The organism is Isoptericola variabilis 225 (assembly GCF_000215105.1).
Classification (GTDB): Bacteria; Actinomycetota; Actinomycetes; order Actinomycetales; family Cellulomonadaceae; genus Isoptericola; species Isoptericola variabilis_A.
This window is the reverse complement of record NC_015588.1, coordinates 2,405,880-2,426,191: the sequence shown is the minus strand read 5'-3', so window position 1 is coordinate 2,426,191 and position 20,312 is coordinate 2,405,880. Positions and strand designations below refer to the sequence as shown.

Below are 20,312 nucleotides of genomic sequence, written 5' to 3'. Positions count from 1 at the left end.
GCCGAGCGGGTCAGCCGCCGGCGAAGGGCGGCAGCAGGTCGAGGCGCGCGCCGTCGGGCACCGGGTCGGACGGCTCGGCGCGGCGGCCGTCGAGCAGCACCGCGCAGCGTTCCAGCACGGGTGCGGCGGACGGCGTCGCTGCCGCGAGGCGCCCGACGACGTCGCGCACGGTCGCGCCGTCGGGCACGGGCAGCGTCTCGGTCGAGCGCCCGAGCGCCGCGCGCGCGGCTGCGAAGTAGCGCAGCTCGACGGTCACCTCATCCTCCGATCGCGCTCATCGTCCGCGCGGGCTGCGTGAACCCGGCGTCGTCCATGCCGTGCCCCGCCCGCTTGCCCCACATGGCGGTGCGCCACAGGTCGGCCAGCACGTCGTCGGAGGCACCGCCGCGCAGCGGGCCGAGCAGGTTCGTCTCGGTGTGCGCGAACAGGCAGTCGCGCACTGCACCCTCCGCCGTGAGGCGGGTGCGGCGGCAGTCGCCGCAGAACGGCTCGGTGACCGAGGCGATGACGCCGACGCGGCCGAGCCGCCGCCCGGTCGCGGGGTCGAGCACGCCGAAGCGCTCCGCCGGGGCGCCGTCGCGCGGCGCGTCGTCGGGCACCAGCATGAAGCGCTCGCCGAGCAGGGCCCGCACCTCGGCCGCGGTGACCATCGCGGTACGGTCCCACGCGTGGTCGGCGTCGAGCGGCATCTGCTCGATGAACCGCAGCTCGAACCCGCGCTCGAGGCACCAGCCGAGCAGGTCCGCGGCGTGGTCGAGGTTGACCCCGCGTACGAGCACGGCGTTGACCTTGACGACGTCGAACACTGCGGCCGCCGCGTCGATCCCCGCGAGCGTGCGCTCGAGGAACGGGCGGCGCGCGAGCGTCGCGAACGTGTCGGGGTCGAGCGTGTCGAGCGAGACGTTGACGCGGTCGAGGCCGGCGTCGCGCAGCGCCCGGGCGCGCGAGTCGAGGCCGACCGCGTTGGTCGTGAGGCTGAGCTCCGGCCGGTGGGGGAGCGCGGCGCAGTCGCGCACGATCTCGACGAGGTCGCCGCGCAGCAGAGGCTCGCCGCCGGTGAACCGGACCTGCCGGACGCCGAGGTCGCGCGTGGCGACGCCGACGAGCCGCACGATCTCCGCGCGCGTCATGACGGCGTCGCGCGGCAGCGTCGGGAGGCCCTCGGCGGGCATGCAGTACGTGCAGCGCAGGTTGCAGCGGTCGGTGAGGGAGACGCGCAGGTCGGTGGCGACGCGGCCGAACCGGTCCACGAGCGCCGCCGTCGACGGCCGCCCGGCAGGCAGCGCGACGACGGGCACCTCGGGACGCGGACCGCCCACGAGACGCGGTATGCCCAGCTCGACCAGCGCCATCAGCCCTCCGGCCGCCAGGCCAGCGCGAGCGTCGTGGCGACGTCGATGGCCTCGGAGTCCTCGCCGCGCGCGGCCGCGAGACCGTCGGCGTACCCGACGGCGTAGGTCGTCACGGGCGCGGCCGGACGGGCGACGCCGTGCGCCGCGTCCCGCGCGAGGTCGAGCACCGCGGCCACGTCGACGGAGCCGGCCGGCAGCCCGAGCTCCGTCTCGAGCGCCTCGATCCACGTCTCCAGCACGGTAGGGGTGTCCTGCGTCATGACATGCCCTCCTTCTCGAGCCTCGTCACATCGTCCCAGGTGTCGACGTCGTCGCTCAGCCCCGCCTCGTCGGAGACCCCGACGCGGCGCAGGAGCGTCACGAGCCGGCGGACCGGGAGTCCGTGCACCGACCCGGACGGGTCGCGCACGGCGTCGAGCGTGCCACGCAGCGCCGCGCGGCGGTAGAGGCCGACGAGCCACTGGGGCCCCTCGGGGGTGACCAGGTGGGCGCCGTCGGCGTCGGGGTGCGCGGCGAGCGCGGCCCGCAGGCGGGGGACGGCCAGCGCGGAGCGGGGGACGTCGACGGCGAGGACGAGGACGAGCTCGGCCGCCGCCGCGCGCTCGAGCGCCCGCAGGCCCGCGTCGATCCCGGCGACCGGCCCACCGAACGGCGGGTCCTCGCGCGTCCGCAGCGTCCCGTCCGGAAGGCGGGTGCCGTCGTCGGGCCCGACGACGACGGTGCGGCGCGCCTCGCGCGTCGCGGCCAGGGCGTGCTCGAGCAGCGTGACGCCGCCGACGACGATGCCCGACTTGGCCACGCCGCCGAGGCGCGTCGCGCGCCCGCCGGCCAGGATCACGGCGTCGAACGTCATCGGTGCCTGCCCGGGAGGCCGAGGACGGTGACCTCGTCGCCCGCCGCGACCTTCTCGACGTCGGCCGGGACGATCGCGAGCGCGTCCGCCGCGAGCAGCGCGGACAGGTGGTGGCCGGCGCCGTCCGCGGCACCGTGCAGCGGCGCGGCCGGCTCGACCTCGCCCGAGCCGAGCACCCGCACCGGCACGACGGCCTCGCGCCCGGGCGGGGTGCCCCACGCGACGGCGGCGCGGGCGGTCCGGGCGGCGGGCGGCGCGCCGCCCGCGAGGCGCGCGATCGCCGGGCGCACGAACAGCGCGAACGACACGAACGCGCTCACCGGGTTGCCCGGCACCGCGACCCACGGCACACCCCGCCACCGCGCGAGCGCCTGCGGCCTGCCGGGCCGCATCGCGACCGCCGCCAGCTCGACGTCGGACAGCGCGGGGTCGGCGCTCGCGAGCACCTCGCGCACGACGTCCGACGCCCCGGCCGACACCCCTCCCGACGTCACGACCAGGTCCACCGTTGTGAGCGGAGAATCGGCCCGGTTTCGCGCCTCGGAGTGGGCCACAGGTCCGCTCACAACGCCGTCGAGGGCGGTGCGCAGGGCCGCGGCGTCGTCGGGCACCGCGCCCACGCGCACGACGTCGGCCCCCGCGGCGCGCGCGAGCGCGGCGAGCATGAGCGAGTTGGAGTCGGGGACGGCGCCGGGCGCCGCCGTGGCGGTCGCGGCGACGAGCTCGGAGCCGGTGGAGAGGACCGCGACGCGCGGGCGGCGGTGCACCCACAGCTCGGACAGCCCGGCCGCCGCCGCGACGGCGACGAGCGCGGGCGTGACCTCGTCGCCCGCCCTCGCGAGCACGTCACCCGTCCGCAGGTCCTCGCCCGCCGTGCGGACGTGGGTGCGCGCAGGGCGGGACAGCGTGACCTCCTGCTCGACGGCCGCGCCGCCCGCGACGAACCGGCCCGTCGACGTCCGCTCGACCGGCACGACCGCGTCCGCCCACGCGGGCAGCGGCGCACCGGTCATGATCCGCACCGCGCGACGACCCCGGCCACCCGATCGCTGTGGGCATGATTTCTGGTCTGTTTTGTCTGGATCATCCGGACGATTCGGGCCAGAAATCATGCCCACAGCGGCCGAGCCGGGGTGTACCGAACCGGTCACGGGCAGCGTCACCGGGGTGCCGTCGTCGGGCAGGTCGGCGAGGCGCACGGCGTAGCCGTCCATGGCGGCGTGGTCGAACGGCGGCACGGCGGCCGCGGCCACGACGTCGCGCGCCAGCACGAGCCCGAGCCCGGAGGCTGCGGCGTCGGGGAGCGCGAGCGGTACCGCCGGCAGCGGCGCGACGCGCGCGAGCACGGCGGCCGCGTGCTCGGCGATCGTGCGGCGCACCGGTCCGTCGGTCATGCAGCCACGGTAGGCCCGCGATGTGTCGCCCGTGCAGCGGTGTTCTCACAGTGCACCCCGGGCGCCTGTGCGTTTGTCCTCACCTTGATTTCACGGCCGCGCGCGGCACCGCGAAACACCGCCTCCGTAGCGTCGACAGCGTCGGTTCGAGGGCGAGCCGGACGGTTTGCACGACGGCTCCCGGTACCCCGCCGGGGGCTTCCCAGGCCGCCCGACGCCGTCGGGCGACGCGCACAGGAGGACAGCGATGGTTGCTCCGACGACGGTGACCACCCCGGCACCGCTCCGCGACGACGCCGGCGCCCGCCCTGCCCGGAGGGGCCGGTGGATCGACCGCTGGGACCCCGAGGACGAGACCTTCTGGCACGACGGCGGCCGGCGCATCGCGCGGCGCAACCTCGTCCTGTCGATCTTCGCCGAGTTCCTCGGCTTCTGCGTGTGGGCCCTGTGGTCGATCGTGGTGCCGCAGCTGCCGGCGGCGGGCTTCGCCTACTCGACCGACCAGCTGTTCTGGCTCATCGCGGTGCCCGCGCTGGTCGGCGCGACGCTGCGCATCCCCTACACGCTCGCCGTCCCGGTGTTCGGCGGGCGCAACTGGACCGTCGTCTCCACCTCGCTGCTGCTCGTCCCGACGCTCGCGTTGGCCTGGGCCGTCCAGCGGCCCGAGACGTCGTTCGGCGTCATGCTGCTGGTCGCGGCGCTCGCGGGCTTCGGCGGCGGCAACTTCGCCTCCTCGATGGCCAACATCTCGTTCTTCTTCCCCGAGAAGGAGAAGGGCGCGGCGCTCGGCTGGAACGCGGCCGGCGGCAACATCGGCACGGCCGCGGTGCAGCTCGCGGTGCCCCTCGTCATCGTCACCGGGGCGGGCGTCGCGCTCGAGCGCGCGGGCCTGATGTTCGTGCCGTTCGTCGTGCTCGCGGCGTTCCTCGCCTGGCGGTTCATGGACAACCTGTCCACGGCCAAGGCCGACCCGCGCTCGTTCGGCGCGGCCGTGCGCGAGAAGCACACGTGGATCATCTCGTTCGTCTACATCGGCACGTTCGGCTCGTTCATCGGGTACTCGGGAGCGTTCCCGACGCTGCTGGCCGGCCAGTTCCCCGAGGTCACGCTGTCGCTGGCGTTCCTCGGCGCGCTGGTGGGATCGGTGGCCCGGCCGCTCGGCGGGATGCTCGCCGACCGCATCGGCGGCGCCGTCGTCACCGTCGCGTGCTTCGGCGTCATGATCGTGGGCGCGATCGGGGCCATCACGGCGCTCGGCAGCCACAGCTTCGCGCTCTTCTTCTCGTCGTTCCTGGTCCTCTTCGTCGCGACGGGCGTCGGCAACGGCTCGGTCTACCGCATGATCCCGGCGGCGTTCCGGGTCGCGGGTGCCGGCGGCGGCGGGGCGGCGACGGCGAGGGCGGCGGCCGGGTGCATCGGCGTCGCGGGCGCGGTGGGTGCGTTCGGCGGGTTCCTCATCCCGCGCGGGTTCGCGATGTCGACGTCGGCCACCGGGTCGCTCGTGCCGGCCCTGTGGGTCTTCGTGGGTGCGTACGTGGTCATGGCCGTCGTCACCTGGGCGGTCTACGGCCGCCGGGGCAGCGCGATGCGGGCGGAGCGCGTATGACGTCTCCGACGCCCGTGTCAGAAGCTCGGTGGGCCCAGGCCCACCAGGCTTCTGACACGCACTGCCCGTACTGCGCGCTGCAGTGCGCGATGACGCTGACGCCCGCCTCGGGTCCGGCGGACGGCCCGACGGCGGACGGCCGGCCCGCGCTGCCCGTCACCGTCGCACCGCGCGAGTTCCCGACCAACCGCGGAGGCCTGTGCCAGAAGGGCTGGACGAGCGCGACGGTGCTCGGCGTCCCGGACCGGCTGACGACGCCGCTCGTGCGCGGGTCCGACGGCGAGCTCGCGCCGGCGTCGTGGGAGGCGGCGCTCGGCTTCGTCGCCGAGCGTGTGCGGGCGGTCCAGGCCGAGCACGGCCCCGAGGGCGTCGCGGTCTTCGGCGGAGGCGGGCTCACCAACGAGAAGGCGTACGCGCTCGGCAAGTTCGCCCGCACCGTGCTCCGTACGCCGAACATCGACTACAACGGCCGGTTCTGCATGGCGTCGGCCGCGGCAGCGGGCAACCGCGCGTTCGGCGTCGACCGCGGGCTGCCGTTCCCCGTGACCGACCTCGGCGGGGCGCAGGCGATCGTGCTGCTCGGGTCCAACGTCGCCGAGACGATGCCGCCGTTCGTGCAGCACCTCGCCGGCGCCCGGGCGGCGGGCGGGCTCGTCGTCGTCGACCCGCGGCGCTCGGCCACCGCGCGCCTGGCCGACGACGGCCAGGGCGTCCACCTCCAGCCCGTGCCCGGCACCGACCTCGTGGTGCTGCTCGCGCTGCTGCACGTCGTGCTCGCCGAGGGTCTCGCCGACCGCGCGTACCTCGATGAGCGCACGACCGGGTTCGACGCCGTGGCACGGTCGGTCGCCGCGTGGTGGCCCGAGCGCGCCGAGACCGTGTGCGGCGTCCCGGCCGAGGAGCTGCGGCGCGTGGCCCGGCTGCTCGCGGTGGCCTCGCCGTCGCGCGGCGGGCGCGGTGCGTACCTGCTGACGGGGCGCGGCGTCGAGCAGTCGACGCAGGGCACGGCGACCGTGACGGCGGCGATCAACCTCGCCCTCGCGCTCGGCCTGCCGGGCCGCGTGGGTTCGGGGTACGGCTGCCTGACGGGCCAGGGCAACGGCCAGGGCGGGCGCGAGCACGGGCAGAAGTCCGACCAGCTCCCCGGCTACCGCAAGATCGACGACCCGGCCGCCCGCGCCCACGTCGCCGCGGTGTGGGGCGTGGGCCCGGCGACGCTCCCGGGCCCGGGCAAGCCCGCCGTCGCGCTGCTGTCCTCGCTCGGCACCGACGGCGGTCCGAAGGCGCTGTTCGTGAACGGCTCGAACGTCGTCGTCTCCGCGCCCAACGCCGACCGCGTGCGCGAGCGGCTCGCGGCGCTCGACCTGCTGGTGGTGTGCGACGTCGTGCCGTCCGAGACCGCGCGGCTCGCCGACGTCGTGCTCCCCGTGACGCAGTGGGCCGAGGAGGAGGGCACGATGACCTCGCTCGAGGGGCGTGTCCTGCGCCGCCGCCGCGCGACCGACCCGCCCGGCGAGGTCCGGTCCGAGCTGTGGATCCTCGGCGAGCTGGCGAAGCGCCTCGCCCCCGAGGACGTGCCCGACGACGCGTTCCCGACCGAGCCCGCCGTCGTCTTCGACGAGCTCGCGCGCGCCTCCGCCGGCGGGCCCGCCGACTACTCGGGGCTGAGCCACGCGCTGCTCGACGCGCACGAGGCGGCCGGCGGGGCAGGCCTCTACTGGCCCTTCCCCTCTTCTTCCCCCGAGTTGTCAGGGCCACGCGGGGGTATACCCGGGGCTGAGCCTGACAACTCGGGGATGGGCGGCACGCCGCGCTTGTTCCTCGACCGCTTCCCGACGCCGGACGGCCGCGCGCGCATGGTCGCCGTCGACCACGTCGGCCCGAGCGACGACGTGCGCCCCGACGCGCCGATCTACCTCGTGACCGGCCGCGTGCTGCAGCACTACCAGTCCGGCGCGCAGACGCACCGCGTGCCCGAGCTCGAGCGGCTCGTGCCCGAGCCGTACGCCGAGCTGCACCCGCAGCTCGGGTTCCGCCTCGGGGTGCCCGACGGCGGGCGCGTGCGCATCGCGTCCGCGCGCGGCGCCGTCGTGGCCACCGCGCGGTGGACCGACGCGATCCGCCCCGACACCGTCTTCATGCCGTTCCACTGGAGCGGCGCCGGCAGCGTCAACCGGATCACGACCGACGCCGTCGACCCGATCTCGGCCATGCCCGAGTTCAAGGTCTGCGCGGTCGACGTGACCCCCGTCTCTCCCGAGCTGTCAGGTCCAGGCGGGGGTATAGCCCGGCGTGAGCCTGACAGCTCCGAGGAAGCGCACAAGCCACAGGAGGTGCCCGCGTGACCACCCTGCGAGTCCCGCTGCGCGTCGTGATCGTCGGCCACGGCATGGTCGGCGCCCGGCTCGTCGACGAGCTGCTGCGCCGCGACGCCGACGGCGCCGTCGACGTCACGGTGCTCGGCGCCGAGCCCTACGAGCCGTACAACCGTGTGCTGCTGAGCGACGTCGTCGCCGGCCGGACCGACGTCGCCGCGATCGGCATGCCGCTCGTCGACGACGCCCGGGCCCGCGTGCTGCGCGGGACCGCCGCCGTGTCGGTCGACCGGCACGCCAAGGTCGTCCTGGCCGACGACGGCACGCGCCACCCGTACGACCGCCTCGTCCTGGCGACGGGCTCGTCGGCGCGCATCCCCGCCGTGCCGGGCCTCGATCACCTGCCCGCGGGCGTGCACGCGCTGCGCACGCTCGACGACGCACGCGAGATCGTCGCGGCGACGGTCAACGCGCCGCGCGCCGTCGTCGTGGGCGGCGGCGTGCTCGGCGTCGAGGCCGCGCACGGGCTCGCGGGCCGCGGGCTGCAGGTCACGCTCGTGCACCCCGGGCCGGCGCCGATGGAGCGCCAGCTCGACACCGAGGCGGGCGCGGTGCTCAGCGCGGGCCTCCGGGCGGCCGGCGTCACGGTGCGCACCGGGGTGCGGCCGAGCGAGGTGCTGGTCGTCGGCGGGCGCGCCGTCGGCGTGCGGCTCGAGGGCGACGTGCGCGAGGCCGGCGAGGTGCTCGGCGCCGGGCTCGTCGTCCTCGCGTGCGGCACCGTGCCCGAGACGGGGCTCGCACGCGACGCGGGGCTCGCGGTCGACCGGGGTGTCGTCGTCGGGCACGACCTGACGAGCGTGAGCGATCCGGCCGTGCACGCGGTCGGGGACTGCGCGCAGCCGCCCGAGGGCTCGCGCGGCCTCGTCGCCGAGGGGTGGGACCAGGCGCGGCGGCTCGCCGAGACGCTCGCGGCGCTCGCGGCCGACCACTCGGTCTCGTCCGGTGCCGCCGAGGACGGCGAGCACAGCCCGGGCGGCCCGCGCGAGCACCTGCGCCTGCCGCACGACGGGCAGCGCCCCTCGATGGCGGTGCGCCTCGGCACCCTGCTCTCCTCGCGCGCCCCGACCGACCACGGCATCGAGACGCGCGGCACCGACGTCGTCAAGGTCAAGGCCGGTCCGCTGAGCGTCGTGTCGATGGGTCGTGCCGGGCAGGGCCGCACGCCGGTGCCGGGGGAGCGCACGGTCCGGCTCAGCGACCCCGACGCGGGCCGGTACGTCGAGGCCGTCGTGGCGGGCGGGCTGCTCGTCGGGGCGACGTGCGTCGGCGACCCGCGCGTCGCGGCCGACCTCACCGCGGCGTACACGCGGCGCACGCCCGTGCCCGCCGACCCGGCGTTCCTCCTGCTCACGCCCGTCATGCCGGCCGCGGCACCGGCGTCGTCCCCCGAGCACATGCCCGACGACGCGACCGTCTGCCGCTGCAACGGCGTGACCAAGCACGACATCGCCGCGTGCGTGCGCGACGGCGCGTCCACGGCGACGGAGGTCGCCGCGGCCACCCGCGCGACCACCGGCTGCGGCGGGTGCACCGAGGCCGTGTGCGGGCTGGTCGACTGGCTCACCGCCACCCGCGGCGACGCCGAGCCGGCCGAGCCCGCCGAGCCCGCCACCCTCACCCCGCTGTGAGGCCGCCGACGGCGGGTAGCGTGCTCGCATGCCCGCCCGACGCGTCCGCCTCGTCCTCATGTGCGGGCCGGCGGGCTCGGGCAAGTCGGCGTACGCGCGCCGGCTCGAGGCCGACGGCTACGTCCGCCTGGCCGTCGACGAGCTCGCCTGGGAGGCGGGCTTCCGGCAGCCGCACCCGCTGCCCGACGACGTCGCCCGCCGCCTCGAGGCCGCCCTGCGGTCGCGTCTCGAGCGGCTGCTCGACGCCGGACGCGACGTCGTCGTGGACAGCTCGTTCTGGTCCCGGGCCCGGCGCGACGAGTACCGGGCGATCGGCGCGGCCCACGGCGTCGAGACCGAGGTCGGCTTCGTCGACGTGCCGCGCGACGTGGCGCTCGCGCGGGTCGCGGCCCGGCGCGGCGCCGGGCCGCACGACGTCCGGCTCGCGCCCGAGGTCGCCGCGGCGTACTACGACGGCTTCGAGGTCCCCACGCCCGAGGAGGGTCCGTTGCGCGTGGTGCCCGGGATCTGAGTCACGCTGCCCGTCCCATGTGTCGGGCGTCTCTCACGGCATGCGCTCCCGGCGTGAGCACAATGTTCCCGACAGGTAACCGCCCCCTGACGGAGCGGTCACGGCGGCTTCCTACCGTCGTGGCATGAGCAGCGAGCCCACCACCACCACTGGCCGCCGGCACCTCGTCGTCGTCGGCGGCGGCATGGTCGCCCAGCGCTTCGTCGAGGCCCTGCGCGCCCGCGACACCGAGGGCGCCTGGCACGTCAGCGTCTTCGCGGAGGAGCCCCGCAAGCCCTACGACCGCGTCGGGCTCACGCGCTACTTCGAGGTGCGCGACCCGGAGGAGCTCACGCTCGGCGACCCCGCCCTGTGGGACGACCCGCTCGTGACGCTGCACCGCGACTGCAAGATCGAGGCGATCGACCGCGAGGCCAAGACCGTCACCGACCGCCTCGGCCGCGTCCACGCCTACGACGAGCTCGTGCTCGCCACCGGTTCCAACGCGGCCATGCCGCCCATCCCCGGCAACGACCTGCCCGGCGTCTTCGTCTACCGCACGATCGACGACGTCGCGGCGCTGCGCGGCTGGGTCGAGGCGAAGCGCGAGGCGAACAAGGTCGAGACGCGTCGCGGCGTCGTCGAGAAGCCGATCCGCGGCGCGGTCATCGGCGGCGGCCTGCTCGGCCTCGAGGCTGCGGGCGCGCTCAAGGCGCTCGGCGCCCAGGCCACGGTCATCGAGTTCGGCACGCACCTCATGGGCGTGCAGATCGACCTCGGCGGCGGCGAGGCGCTCAAGCGGCTCATCAACGGCAAGGGCATCTCGGTCCGCACCCAGACGGCCACCAAGGAGATGAAGCCGCACCGCCGTACCGGCCACGTGGGCCGGCTCGACTTCGCCGACGGAGGCCGCCTCGACGTCGACGTCGTCGTCGTGGCCACGGGCGTGCGCCCGCGCGACGAGCTCGCCCGCGCGGCCGGCCTGCCGGTCGGCGAGCGCGGCGGCGCCGTCGTCGACCTCACCTGCCGCACCGAGGACCCGCACGTGTGGGCGATCGGCGAGGTCGCGTGCATCGAGGGCCGCTGCATCGGCCTCGTCGCGCCCGGCAACACCATGGCCGAGGTCGTGGTCGACCGCCTGCTCGGCGGCGAGGCCACGTTCCCCGGCGCCGACACCGCCACCAAGCTCAAGCTCTCGGGGGTCGACGTCGCGAGCTTCGGCGACGCGCACGGCCGCACCGAGGGCTCGGTCGAGCTCGTCTGGGCCGACCCGCTCGCCGGCGTCTACAAGAAGCTCGTCATGTCCGACGACGCGCGCACGCTGCTCGGCGGCGTGTTCGTCGGCGACGCGACCCCGTACGCCTCCTTGCGGCCCATGCTCGGCGCCGAGCTGCCGGGCGACCCGGCCGCGTTCCTGCTGCCGGAGGGCGGTGGCAGCGGCGCCCCGGCGCTCGAGCTGCCCGACGACGCCGCCGTCTGCTCGTGCAACAACGTCTCGGCCGGCGCCATCCGCGGGGCGGTGACCGAGCACGGCTGCGCCGACGTCGCGGCGGTCAAGGCGTGCACCCGCGCCGGCACGACGTGCGGCGCGTGCCTGCCGCTCGTCAAGAAGATCACGACGACCGAGCTCGAGAAGGCCGGCGTCGAGGTCTCGAACGCGCTGTGCGAGCACTTCGCGCTCTCCCGCGCCCAGCTGTTCGACGCCGTCCGGGTCGCCGACCTGCACACCTTCAGCGAGATCATCGCCCGCTTCGGCGTGGAGTCTGTCGACGCGGCCGGCCGTGCTGTCGGGGTTGGTCGCGGCTGCGACATCTGCAAGCCCACCGTGGCCTCGATCCTGGCCAGCCTCGGCAACGGGCACATCCTGTCCGGCGAACAGGCGGCGCTGCAGGACACCAACGACCACATGCTCGCCAACATGCAGAAGGACGGCACCTACTCGGTCGTCCCGCGCATGCCCGGCGGCGAGGTCACGCCCGAGGGGCTCATCGTCGTCGGGCAGGTCGCCAAGGACTTCGGCCTGTACACGAAGATCACCGGCGGCCAGCGCATCGACATGTTCGGCGCGCGCGTCGAGCAGCTGCCCGAGATCTGGCGGCGCCTCGTCGACGCCGGGTTCGAGTCCGGCCACGCGTACGGCAAGTCGCTGCGCACGGTGAAGTCGTGCGTCGGCTCGACCTGGTGCCGCTACGGCGTCCAGGACTCGGTCGGCATGGCCGTCGAGCTCGAGCTGCGCTACCGCGGCCTGCGCTCGCCGCACAAGCTCAAGCTCGGCGTCTCGGGCTGCGCGCGCGAGTGCGCCGAGGCGCGCGGCAAGGACGTCGGCGTCATCGCGACCGACAAGGGCTGGAACGTCTACGTCGGCGGCAACGGCGGCCAGACGCCCAAGCACGCGCAGCTGCTCGCCGAGGACCTCACGTCGGAAGAGCTGATCCGCACGATCGACCGGTTCCTCATGCTCTACATCCGCACGGCGGACCGCCTGCAGCGCACCGCGCCGTGGGTCGAGGAGTACGAGGGCGGCCTCGACGCCATCCGTGCGGTGATCATGGAGGACTCGCTCGGCATCGCCGCCGACCTCGACGCCGCGATGGCCCGCCACGTCGACAACTACGAGGACGAGTGGAAGGCGGTCCTCGAGGACCCCGAGAAGCTCGCCCGGTTCGGCTCGTTCGTCAACGCCCCGGCGGTGCCCGACCCCGACCTCGCCTACGTCCCCGAGCGCGGGCAGAAGCGCCCCGCGACGCCCGACGAGGTCGCCGCCGGGATCGCCGAGCCCGTCCTCGCCGGCCCCGTGCTCGTGTCCGGCCCGACCCTGGAGGTGCGCGCATGACCACCCTCGCCGACGCCACGACCTGGACCGAGGTCTGCTCGCTCGACGCGCTCGTGCCCGAGCGCGGGGCCGCGGCCCTGCTCCTCGCCCCGGACGGCACCCCCGTGCAGGTCGCGCTGTTCCGCCTGCTCGACGACGAGGTGCGCGCCGTCCAGCAGCTCGACCCCTACTCGGGCGCGAACGTGATGTCGCGCGGGATCGTCGGCACCCGCGCCGGCGAGCCGACCGTCGCCTCGCCCGTCTACAAGCAGGTCTTCGCGCTGCGGGACGGGCGCTGCCTCGAGGCCGGCGGCAAGACGCCGGTGCGGGGCCACGGCGCGCACCTGGCGACGTACCCCGTCGAGGTGCGCGACGGCGTCGTGCACGTGGGGCTGGGATGACCGCCGCCGGCCGGGTCACCCTGGTCGGCGGGGGCCCCGGCGCGCCCGACCTGCTCACGTTCCGCGGCTGGCGCGCGCTCGTGCACGCCGACGTCGTCGTCACCGACCGGCTCGCGCCCCTCGAGGTCCTCGAGGACCTGGGGCCCGACGTCGAGATCGTCGACGTCGGCAAGACCCCGGGGCACCACGCCGTGCCGCAGGAGGAGATCAACGCGCTCCTCGTGCGGCACGCGCGCGCCGGCAGGAACGTCGTGCGGCTCAAGGGCGGTGACCCGTTCGTCTTCGGCCGCGGCGGGGAGGAGGTCGCGGCGTGCCGGGCCGCCGGGGTGCCGGTCGAGGTCGTGCCCGGCGTCTCGTCGGCCCTCGCCGTCCCGGCGCTCGCGGGCGTGCCGCTCACGCACCGCGGCACCACCGCCGCGTTCCACGTCGTCACCGGTCACACGCGCGACGGCGAGGCGGTGCTCGACGACGTCGCGGTGGCCTGCGTCACGTCCCGGACGGCTACGCTGGTAGTCCTCATGGGGGTGTCGGCCCTGCCCGGCATCGTGCGCCGGCTGCTCGACGCCGGGGCGGACCCCGCCACCCCCGTGGCGATCGTGGAGCGCGGCTCCACCCCGGACCAGAGGGTCACGCGCGCCGCCCTCGACCTGGCGGCCAAGCGGGCCGACGAGGTCGGGGTGGTCTCGCCCGCCGTGATCGTGATCGGTGACGTGGCGGCGGACGGCGTGCTGGAGGGACCGGGTGAGCGGACGGTGGGGGAGCGGCATGGCTGAGCCGGCGCGCCCGGCACTCAGCCAGGTCATGGCCGGCTGCACCGTCCTCATCACCGCCGACCGCCGCTCGGGCGAGCTCGCCGCCGCCCTCGAGCGTCGCGGCGCGACCGTCCGGCACGCGCCGGCGCTCAGCATGATCCCGCACGTCGACGACGACGCGCTCATCGCCGCGACGCGCGCGCTCGTCGCCGACCGGCCCGACGTCGTCGTCGCGACGACGGGCGTCGGCTTCCGCGCCTGGATCGAGGCCGCGGACGCGCACGGGCTCGCCGACGACCTGCTGGCGACGCTCGGCGACGCGCGGCTCGTGGCACGCGGCCCCAAGGCGCGCGGCGCCATCCAGGCCGCCGGGCTGCAGGCAGACTGGGTCGCCGAGTCCGAGACGTCGGCCGAGGTGGCCGAGGTGCTGCTCAGCGAGGGCGTGACCGGGCTGCACGTCGCCATCCAGCACCACGGTGCGGGCGCGGACGGGCTCGACGAGGTGTTCGCCAAGGCGGGCGCGCGCGTCTCGAGCCTCGTCGTGTACCGGTGGGGGCCCGCGCCCGACCCCGACGCCGTCCTCGCGTCGGTGCACGCGGCCGCCGCGGGCGAGATCGACGCCGTCGCGTTCACCTCCGCGCCGGGCGCGGAGGCGTGGCTCGAGGCCGCCGAGGACGCCGGCGTCGGGCCGCAGGTCGTCCAGCGGTTCACGAGCGGCGAGATGGTGGCGGCCGCCGTCGGGCCCGTCACCGCACGCCCGCTCGAGTCTCGCGGCATCCCGACGCTCCAGCCCGAGCGCGGGCGCCTCGGCGCGCTCGTGCGCGCGCTCGTCGGGCACTACGAGAACGTCGAGTCCGTCGCGCTCGCGACGGTCGCCGGGCCGCTGACCATCCGGGCGCGCGTCGCCGTGCTCGACGGGCACGTGCTGCCGCTGTCGCCCACCGGCGTCGAGGTGCTGCGCCTGCTCGCCGCGGCCGGTGGCGACGTCGTACCCCGGGAGAAGGTCCTCGACGTCCTGCCCGGCGCGTCGCGCGACCCGCACGCCGTCGAGGTCGCGATCGCGCGGCTGCGCGAGGCGACGGGGCGCCGCGACCTCATCAAGACCGTCGTCAAGCGGGGGTACCGCCTCGAGCTCGCGCATGACTGATCGTTCGCTCCCGGCCGAGGTGCCGCGGTCGCGGAGGCCGGAGGCGGGCGTGCGCTCGAATGAATCGGTCGCTGCGCTCCCTCTGCTCTCGCGCACACCCACCCCCGGCCTCCGCTCGGTCGGTCTGGCGGGGCTGGTCGGCGTCGCGCTCGTCGTGGCGGGGTGCGGGACGGGGACCGGTGACGACGGGCCGACGCTGGACGTGCTCGCGGCCGCGTCTCTCGGCGGGGTCATGGAGCGCGTCGTGTCCGAGTTCGAGGCCGAGCACCCGGGCGTGCGCGTGCGGCTCAGCGTGGCGGGCTCGCCCGACCTCGTCGCGCAGGTCGTCCAGGGCGCGCCCGCCGACGTGCTCGCCACGGCCGACGAGGCCACCATGGCTCGCGTGACCTCGGATCCCTCGCTCCGCACGAGCAGGCCGCAGGTGTTCGCCACCAACACGCCCGCGCTCGTCGTGTCCAGCGACGCCGGCCCCGCGGCCGACGCCGTCCGCTCGCTCGACGACGCGGCCGCGCCGGGCGTGCGGCTCGTCGTGTGCGACCCGGCCGTCCCGTGCGGCGACGCCGCGGTGCGCCTCGCGGAGGCGGCCGGCGTCGAGCTGCGCCCCGTGAGCGAGGAGCTGCGGGTCACCGACGTGCTCGCCAAGGTCACCGGCGGCGAGGCCGACGCCGGGATCGTCTACGCGACGGACGCCGCTGCGGCGCTCGCGCGCGAACCCGGCGCGGTGCGGGTCGTCGACGTCCCGGAGGCGGCCGCCGTCGTCAACCGGTACCCGGTCACGGTTCTCGAGGACTCGCCCGAGGCCGACCTCGCGCACGCGTTCGTCGCGACCCTCACCGGGCCGGGCGGGCGCGTGGTGCTCGACGAGGCAGGCTTCGGTGTCCCGTAGCGGCGCGGGGCCGGGCGGTGCGGCGGGCACGAGGGCAGTCGTGCCGGGCTGGGTCGTCGCCGTCGCGGTCCTGGGCGCGACGTTCGTCGTCGTGCCCGTCGGGGTGCTCGCGACCCGGGCCGACTGGGAGCACCTGCCCGCGCTCGTGACGGGCCCGGCGGCGCTCGACGCGCTCGGGCTCTCGCTGTGGACCGCGGTCGCCTCGACGCTCGCGTGCGTCGTCGTCGGCGTGCCGCTCGCACTGGTCCTGGCGCGCACGTGGTTCCCGGGCCACGCGGCGCTGCGCGCGGTCGTGCTCCTGCCGCTCGTGCTGCCGCCCGTCGTGTCGGGCCTGGCGCTGCTCGCGACGCTCGGCCGGCGCGGGCCCGTCGGCGGGCTGCTCGAGGACCTCGGGATCGGCGTGGCGTTCACGACGACGGCGGTCGTCGTCGCGCACACCTACGTCTCGCTGCCGTTCCTCGTCCTCAGCGTCGAGGGCGCGCTGCGCGTCGCCGGGACCCGCGGCGAGCTCGCGGCCGCGACGCTCGGCGCGTCGCCGAACCGCACGTTCTGGGTCGTGACGCTGCCCGCGATCGGTCCGGCGCTCGCGGGCGGCGCACTGCTCGCGTTCGCGCGCTCGCTGGGCGAGTTCGGCGCCACGCTCACGTTCGCGGGCAGCCTGCAGGGCGTGACGCGCACCCTCCCGATCGAGATCTACCTGCTGCGCGAGACCGACCCCGACGCCGCGGTCGCCCTGTCGATGGTGCTCGTGCTCGCCGCGCTCGTCGTCGTCGCGGTCGTCCACTCGGCCGGGGGGACGCGCGGGCTGCGCACGGCGCTCGGGGGCTCGCGTGGCTGACCAGGCGCCCTACGCTGGGCGGATGGCCCGCAGCGCACCGACCGACCGCACCCCGCCCGGCGCGGCGACGGCCCCGGGCGCCGGGCTCGTGGTCGAGATCACCGACCCGCCGCGCGGGCTCGACGTCGCGCTCGAGCTGGCGCCGGGCCGCACGCTCGCGCTGCTCGGCCCGAACGGGGCGGGCAAGTCGACGGTGCTGCGCACGATCGCCGGGCTGCACGCCCCGGCGCGCGCCCGCGTCGTGGTCGGTGACACCGTGCTGTCCGACGTCGGCACCGGCGGCCGCGCGTTCTGGTCACCGCCCCGCCAGCGCGCCGTCGGGCTGCTCGACCAGCAGCCCGACCTGTTCGGCCACCTGACCGTGCGTGGCAACGTCATGTTCGGCCCGCGCGCGGCGGGCGCGTCGCGGCACGAGGCGCGCACGTTCGCCGACCACCTGCTCGACGCGGTCGGCGCGCGCGACCTGGCCCGCCGCCGTGCCCGGGCGCTCTCGGGCGGGCAGGCGCAGCGGGTCGCGCTCGCCCGGGCGCTCGCGGCGTCGCCGCGCGTGCTGCTGCTCGACGAGCCGTTCGCCGCCGTCGACGCCCCCTCCGCCCGCGAGCTGCGCGAGGTCCTGCGCCGCGTGCTCGACGGTGTCACCGCCGTCGTCGTGACGCACGACGTCGCCGACGTGCGTGCGCTCGCGGACGACGTCGTCGTGCTCGACGGCGGCCGCGTCGTCGAGCAGGGACCCGCCGCCGAGCTGCTCGCGGCCCCGCGCAGCGCGTTCCTCAAGGACCTGCTCGAGCACGACGACGAGGCCGACGACCTCGGCCCCACGCCCCCGTCCCCCGCTGTGGGCGTGATCTCTGGCCCGGATCGTCCTGGTTCGGGCGGATCTGCAGCCCCAGAAATCACGCCCACAGCGGGGCGGCGGTCGGTCGCCGAGCATGCGGCGGCCGTCGAGTCGCTCGTCGCGCCGGCGCTCGCGGCGGGCCGGCTCGCGGGAGGCGAGGCGGCGACCGTGCGCGTCGCCGACCTGCTCGCACGGGCCGCGGCCGACGCGGCGCTCCCGCCGCGCGTCCTCGCGCGCGACGCGCGTGCCGCCGTCGCGCTGCCCGGCTTCGACAACTCCCAGATGGACGGGTACGCCGTGCGGGCCGCGGACCTCGCGGGTGCGACGCCGGACGCACCGGCCGCGCTGCCCGTCGCGGCCCCCGTGCCGGCCGGCACCGAGCCGCCGCCGCTCGCGCCCGGCACGGCCGCGCCCGTCATGACCGGTGCGCCGATCCCGGCCGGGGCCGACGCGGTGGTCCGCGTCGAGGACGCCTCGCCCTCCTCCTTCGCCGAGCTGTCAGGAGCGGGTGACCCAGGAGGGTCACGAGACCCTGACAACTCGACCGTGCGGTTCTCCGTTCCCGTCGCGCCCGGGACGTACGTGCGGCGCGCCGGGTCCGACGTCGCGGCCGGCGAGGTCGTGGTCGGTGCCGGCACGCCGCTCGGCCCCGCCCAGCTCGGGGCGCTGGCCGCGGCGGGCGTCGAGGAGGTCGCCGTCGCGCCGCCGCCGCACGTGCTGCTCGTCTCGACCGGGTCGGAGCTCGTGCCCGCGGGCGCGCCGCTCGGCCCGGCGCAGGTCCACGACGCCAACGGCGCCACGCTCGCGGCGGCGCTCGCCCAGGCCGGCGCGCGCGTCACCACGCGCGTCGTCCCCGACTCGCCCGACGCGCTGCGCGCCGTGCTCGCGGACGCCCCCGCCGACGTGGCGCTCGTCGTCACGACCGGAGGCGTGTCCGCGGGCGCGTACGAGGTCGTGCGCCAGACGTTCGACGACGCGTGGTTCGGCCACGTCGCCGTCCAGCCTGGCGGCCCGCAGGGCCTGGGCACCGTGACCCTGCCGCCGCCCGAGCTGTCAGGCCCAGGCCCCGGTATACCCGGGCGTGAGCCTGACAACTCGGGAGCGGAGGGGAGGACCGTGCCCCTCGTCGCGTTCCCGGGCAACCCGGTGAGCGCCTACGTGTCGTTCGAGCTCTTCCTGCGCCCGGTCCTCGCCCGCGCCACGGGCGCCGTCCCGGCCGCCCGGCCGCGCGGCCGCGCCCGCCTCGCCGAGCCGCTCGACTCGCCGCCCGCCCTGCACCAGGTGCGGCGCGGCATGCTCGACGACGCCGGCCGCGTGCGCCTCGTGGGCGGGCCCGGCTCGCACCTCGTCAGCCACCTCGCCGCCGCGACCCTCCTCGTGCACGTCCCGCCGGGCGTGGCGCGCCTCGAGCGCGGCGACGACGTCGACTACTGGGAGATCCGATGAGCGACCTGTCCCACTACCGCGCCGACGGCGCCGCGCACATGGTCGACGTCACGGCCAAGGACGTGTCGAGGCGGGAGGCCACCGCGACGGCCACACTCCGCACGCGCGCCGACGTCGTCGAGCGGATCGCCGCGGGTGACCTGCCCAAGGGCGAGGCGATCGCGACCGCGCGCATCGCGGGGATCATGGGCGCCAAGCGCACGCCCGACCTCGTGCCGCTGTGCCACCCGCTGCCGCTGTCGGGTGTCGAGCTCGACGTCGTGCCGGCCGGCGACCGCGTCGAGATCACCGCGACCGTCCGCACCACGGGCCGCACCGGCGTCGAGATGGAGGCGCTCACGGCCGTGACCGTCGCGGGCCTGACGCTCTACGACATGATCAAGGCCGTCGACAAGGCCGCCGTCCTCACCGACGTGCAGGTCGTCGCCAAGTCGGGCGGGAAGTCCGGCGACTGGTCGAGGGAGACGTCGTGAGCGTGCCCGACGGCGGCACCCCGGTCCCGTACCGCGTCGCGGTCGTCGTCGCGTCGGACCGCGCGGCGGCGGGCGTCTACGAGGACCGTTCGGGCCCGGCGGCCGCCGCGTGGTTCGCCGAACGCGGCTGGTCCGTCGACGCGGTGCGCGTGGTGCCCGACGGCGAACCGGTGCGCGCGGCGCTCGAGACCCTGCTCGGGGGCGGTCCGGGCGGCGACCGCGCGCCGGACCTGATCGTCACGAGCGGCGGCACCGGGCTCGCCCCGACCGACCGCACCCCCGAGGCGACGCGCGCCGTCGTCGACCGGGAGGCGCCCGGCGTCGCGGAGCTCGTCCGCTCGCGCTCGACCACGCCGGTCGACCCCGCCAAGCGGGCGGTGCCCGCCGCGGCGCTGTCGCGCGGGATCGCCGGGGTCGCGGGACGCACGCTCGTGGTCAACCTGCCCGGGTCCGTGGGCGGCGTCGTCGACGGGCTCGACGCGCTCGCCGACGTCCTGCCGCACGCCGTCGAGCAGCTGCGCGGCGGCGACCACCCGACCTCGGCGACGGGCGCGGACGCGCCGCGTGCCGTCGTCGTGCGCGCGGACGTCGTCTCCACGCCGCTCGAGGACGCGCTCGCCGAGCTCGCCGCCGCCGTGCGCGACGACGCGTGCGGCGCCGTCGCGACCTTCACCGGGTACGTCCGCGACCACGACGACGGCCGCGGGGTCACGCGCCTGCACTACGAGGCCCACCCGGACGCCGCCGCGGTCCTGCGCGGGGTGGCCGAGCGGGTCGCGCACCGCACCGCGGAGGCGACGGGCGACCGGGTGCGTGCCGCCGTCGTGCACCGCACGGGCGACCTGGCGATCGGCGACGTCGCGGTGGTGGCCGCGGTCGCGTCGGGGCACCGGCGGGCCGCGTTCGCGTGCGTCGCCGACCTCGTCGAGGAGCTCAAGGCCGAGGTGCCGATCTGGAAGGAGCAGTCGTTCGACGACGGCACCAGCGAGTGGGTCGGCTCGCTCGGCTGAGCGACCAGGTCACC

Annotated in this window: 18 protein-coding genes; 13 read left to right on the top strand and 5 right to left on the bottom strand. The window is 76.4% G+C overall.

Annotated elements, in window-relative coordinates:
* Positions 1-10: 10 nt before the first annotated feature.
* Genes ISOVA_RS11250 through ISOVA_RS11230 form a run of 5 tightly spaced genes read right to left on the bottom strand, consistent with a single transcriptional unit; the run spans position 11 to position 3,599 of the window.
* Positions 11-256: a MoaD/ThiS family protein gene (locus ISOVA_RS11250; RefSeq protein WP_013839347.1), complete on the bottom strand. Its 246-nt coding sequence runs from the start codon at positions 254-256 to the stop codon at positions 11-13.
* A 1-nt stretch (position 257) separates the two neighbouring features.
* The gene (gene moaA, locus ISOVA_RS11245) at positions 258-1,352 is read right to left on the bottom strand and encodes a GTP 3',8-cyclase MoaA (RefSeq protein WP_013839346.1); all 1,095 of its coding nucleotides are present in this window, start codon (positions 1,350-1,352) and stop codon (positions 258-260) included.
* Entirely contained in the window at positions 1,352-1,612 is a 261-nt protein-coding gene (locus tag ISOVA_RS11240) for a DUF6457 domain-containing protein (protein ID WP_013839345.1), read from the bottom strand. Before ISOVA_RS11240 ends, moaA begins: the two co-directional genes overlap by 1 nt.
* Complete coding sequence (gene mobA / locus ISOVA_RS11235; RefSeq protein ID WP_013839344.1) at positions 1,609-2,205, bottom strand: molybdenum cofactor guanylyltransferase; 597 nt, start codon at positions 2,203-2,205, stop codon at positions 1,609-1,611. The genes ISOVA_RS11240 and mobA overlap by 4 nt, the downstream gene beginning before the upstream one ends.
* Positions 2,202-3,599: a molybdopterin molybdotransferase MoeA gene (locus ISOVA_RS11230; RefSeq protein ID WP_013839343.1), complete on the bottom strand. Its 1,398-nt coding sequence runs from the start codon at positions 3,597-3,599 to the stop codon at positions 2,202-2,204. Before ISOVA_RS11230 ends, mobA begins: the two co-directional genes overlap by 4 nt.
* A 247-nt stretch (positions 3,600-3,846) precedes the next feature.
* On the opposite strand from ISOVA_RS11230, the gene ISOVA_RS11225 reads away from it, so the two are divergent.
* From ISOVA_RS11225 to ISOVA_RS11165, 13 genes are all read left to right on the top strand, one after another.
* On the top strand, positions 3,847-5,205 hold the full coding sequence (locus ISOVA_RS11225) for an MFS transporter (RefSeq protein ID WP_013839342.1): 1,359 nt from the start codon (positions 3,847-3,849) through the stop codon (positions 5,203-5,205).
* Complete coding sequence (locus ISOVA_RS11220; RefSeq protein WP_013839341.1) at positions 5,202-7,550, top strand: molybdopterin oxidoreductase family protein; 2,349 nt, start codon at positions 5,202-5,204, stop codon at positions 7,548-7,550. The genes ISOVA_RS11225 and ISOVA_RS11220 overlap by 4 nt, the downstream gene beginning before the upstream one ends.
* Positions 7,547-9,208 carry an FAD-dependent oxidoreductase gene (locus tag ISOVA_RS11215; RefSeq protein WP_013839340.1) on the top strand — a complete coding sequence of 554 codons (1,662 nt, stop codon included), beginning with the start codon at positions 7,547-7,549 and terminating at the stop codon, positions 9,206-9,208. Before ISOVA_RS11220 ends, ISOVA_RS11215 begins: the two co-directional genes overlap by 4 nt.
* 28 nt (positions 9,209-9,236) lie before the next feature.
* Positions 9,237-9,719 carry a P-loop nucleotide/nucleoside kinase family protein gene (locus tag ISOVA_RS11210; protein ID WP_013839339.1) on the top strand — a complete coding sequence of 161 codons (483 nt, stop codon included), beginning with the start codon at positions 9,237-9,239 and terminating at the stop codon, positions 9,717-9,719.
* 124 nt (positions 9,720-9,843) lie between these two features.
* On the top strand, positions 9,844-12,531 hold the full coding sequence (gene nirB / locus ISOVA_RS11205) for a nitrite reductase large subunit NirB (RefSeq protein WP_013839338.1): 2,688 nt from the start codon (positions 9,844-9,846) through the stop codon (positions 12,529-12,531).
* A complete protein-coding gene (gene nirD, locus ISOVA_RS11200; RefSeq protein ID WP_013839337.1) occupies positions 12,528-12,911 on the top strand; it encodes a nitrite reductase small subunit NirD in 384 nt (127 codons plus the stop codon). The genes nirB and nirD overlap by 4 nt, the downstream gene beginning before the upstream one ends.
* Positions 12,908-13,684 carry a uroporphyrinogen-III C-methyltransferase gene (gene cobA / locus ISOVA_RS11195; protein WP_013839336.1) on the top strand — a complete coding sequence of 259 codons (777 nt, stop codon included), beginning with the start codon at positions 12,908-12,910 and terminating at the stop codon, positions 13,682-13,684. Before nirD ends, cobA begins: the two co-directional genes overlap by 4 nt.
* Positions 13,677-14,810: a uroporphyrinogen-III synthase gene (locus tag ISOVA_RS11190; RefSeq protein ID WP_041294868.1), complete on the top strand. Its 1,134-nt coding sequence runs from the start codon at positions 13,677-13,679 to the stop codon at positions 14,808-14,810. Before cobA ends, ISOVA_RS11190 begins: the two co-directional genes overlap by 8 nt.
* A complete protein-coding gene (gene modA / locus ISOVA_RS11185; protein ID WP_081474862.1) occupies positions 14,803-15,696 on the top strand; it encodes a molybdate ABC transporter substrate-binding protein in 894 nt (297 codons plus the stop codon). Before ISOVA_RS11190 ends, modA begins: the two co-directional genes overlap by 8 nt.
* Positions 15,686-16,534 carry an ABC transporter permease gene (locus ISOVA_RS11180; protein WP_186004546.1) on the top strand — a complete coding sequence of 283 codons (849 nt, stop codon included), beginning with the start codon at positions 15,686-15,688 and terminating at the stop codon, positions 16,532-16,534. The genes modA and ISOVA_RS11180 overlap by 11 nt, the downstream gene beginning before the upstream one ends.
* A 22-nt stretch (positions 16,535-16,556) precedes the next feature.
* The gene (locus ISOVA_RS16140; protein ID WP_081474861.1) at positions 16,557-18,815 is read left to right on the top strand and encodes an ATP-binding cassette domain-containing protein; all 2,259 of its coding nucleotides are present in this window, start codon (positions 16,557-16,559) and stop codon (positions 18,813-18,815) included.
* Entirely contained in the window at positions 18,812-19,288 is a 477-nt protein-coding gene (moaC, locus tag ISOVA_RS11170) for a cyclic pyranopterin monophosphate synthase MoaC (protein WP_013839331.1), read from the top strand. Before ISOVA_RS16140 ends, moaC begins: the two co-directional genes overlap by 4 nt.
* Positions 19,285-20,298, top strand: coding sequence for a molybdenum cofactor biosynthesis protein MoaE (locus ISOVA_RS11165; RefSeq protein WP_013839330.1), 1,014 nt, complete (start codon positions 19,285-19,287; stop codon positions 20,296-20,298). Before moaC ends, ISOVA_RS11165 begins: the two co-directional genes overlap by 4 nt.
* Positions 20,299-20,312: the final 14 nt, after the last annotated feature.

Bases quoted from the DNA above. Each gene is read 5' to 3' on its own strand.
- moaA (WP_013839346.1), bottom strand. From the start codon at position 1,352: ATGGCGCTGGTCGAGCTGGGCATACCGCGTCTCGTGGGCGGTCCGCGT.
- ISOVA_RS11240 (WP_013839345.1), bottom strand. From the start codon at position 1,612: ATGACGCAGGACACCCCTACCGTGCTGGAGACGTGGATCGAGGCGCTC.
- mobA (WP_013839344.1), bottom strand. From the start codon at position 2,205: ATGACGTTCGACGCCGTGATCCTGGCCGGCGGGCGCGCGACGCGCCTC.
- ISOVA_RS11230 (WP_013839343.1), bottom strand. From the start codon at position 3,599: ATGACCGACGGACCGGTGCGCCGCACGATCGCCGAGCACGCGGCCGCC.
- ISOVA_RS11225 (WP_013839342.1), top strand. From the start codon at position 3,847: ATGGTTGCTCCGACGACGGTGACCACCCCGGCACCGCTCCGCGACGAC.
- ISOVA_RS11220 (WP_013839341.1), top strand. From the start codon at position 5,202: ATGACGTCTCCGACGCCCGTGTCAGAAGCTCGGTGGGCCCAGGCCCAC.
- ISOVA_RS11210 (WP_013839339.1), top strand. From the start codon at position 9,237: ATGCCCGCCCGACGCGTCCGCCTCGTCCTCATGTGCGGGCCGGCGGGC.
- nirB (WP_013839338.1), top strand. From the start codon at position 9,844: ATGAGCAGCGAGCCCACCACCACCACTGGCCGCCGGCACCTCGTCGTC.
- nirD (WP_013839337.1), top strand. From the start codon at position 12,528: ATGACCACCCTCGCCGACGCCACGACCTGGACCGAGGTCTGCTCGCTC.
- cobA (WP_013839336.1), top strand. From the start codon at position 12,908: ATGACCGCCGCCGGCCGGGTCACCCTGGTCGGCGGGGGCCCCGGCGCG.
- ISOVA_RS11190 (WP_041294868.1), top strand. From the start codon at position 13,677: ATGGCTGAGCCGGCGCGCCCGGCACTCAGCCAGGTCATGGCCGGCTGC.
- modA (WP_081474862.1), top strand. From the start codon at position 14,803: ATGACTGATCGTTCGCTCCCGGCCGAGGTGCCGCGGTCGCGGAGGCCG.
- ISOVA_RS16140 (WP_081474861.1), top strand. From the start codon at position 16,557: ATGGCCCGCAGCGCACCGACCGACCGCACCCCGCCCGGCGCGGCGACG.
- moaC (WP_013839331.1), top strand. From the start codon at position 18,812: ATGAGCGACCTGTCCCACTACCGCGCCGACGGCGCCGCGCACATGGTC.